The sequence below is a fragment of the Halobellus sp. Atlit-38R genome (assembly GCF_003665925.1).
GTDB lineage: Archaea > Halobacteriota > Halobacteria > Halobacteriales > Haloferacaceae > Haloquadratum > Haloquadratum inordinatus.
This window is the reverse complement of the sequence record NZ_QXIJ01000358.1, coordinates 1-448: the sequence shown is the minus strand read 5'-3', so window position 1 is coordinate 448 and position 448 is coordinate 1. Positions and strand designations below refer to the sequence as shown.

Genomic DNA, 448 nt, shown 5'->3' with positions numbered 1-448 from the left:
CATAGTTCTTCGTTCGTTGGCGTCTCATAGGGAGTATCGTAGTTGACCGAACGTTTCGCATTCTGGGAGCCGACACCGTGTTTCGATTCCCAAGCGGGAAATCCTTGCATTGCGACGATACACCCTTTCAATCGTCTACTGAGACACAGTCGTGCGGTTGCTTTGCTGGCGTCTGCGTGTGGTTCCACTCCCCGTAGTGAACTAACTCGTCTCCGTCAATCCGCTCTCGCCACCCCTGTTTTTGAAGCACCGGTTCGTCGGGGAATCCGTCCTCGGGATAGCCAACACAGAGGTAGGCGATTGGTTGGATGTGGTGCGGAATATTCAGCACGTCACGGACTTCGTGGGGATAGAGAAACGAAACCCAGCCGACACCGATACCCTCGGCACGAGCGGCTAACCAGAGGTTCTGGACCGCGAGACACGTCGAATAGCGGTCCATCTCCTG

At 55.6% G+C, this 448-nt stretch carries 1 protein-coding gene; it reads right to left on the bottom strand.

The window, feature by feature from the left end; all coding sequences use genetic code 11:
- Positions 1 to 127: 127 nt before the first annotated feature.
- Positions 128 to 448, bottom strand: a 321-nt coding sequence (locus D3D02_RS19815; protein WP_199723240.1) for a nitroreductase family protein, incomplete at its 5' end; no start/stop codon positions are given.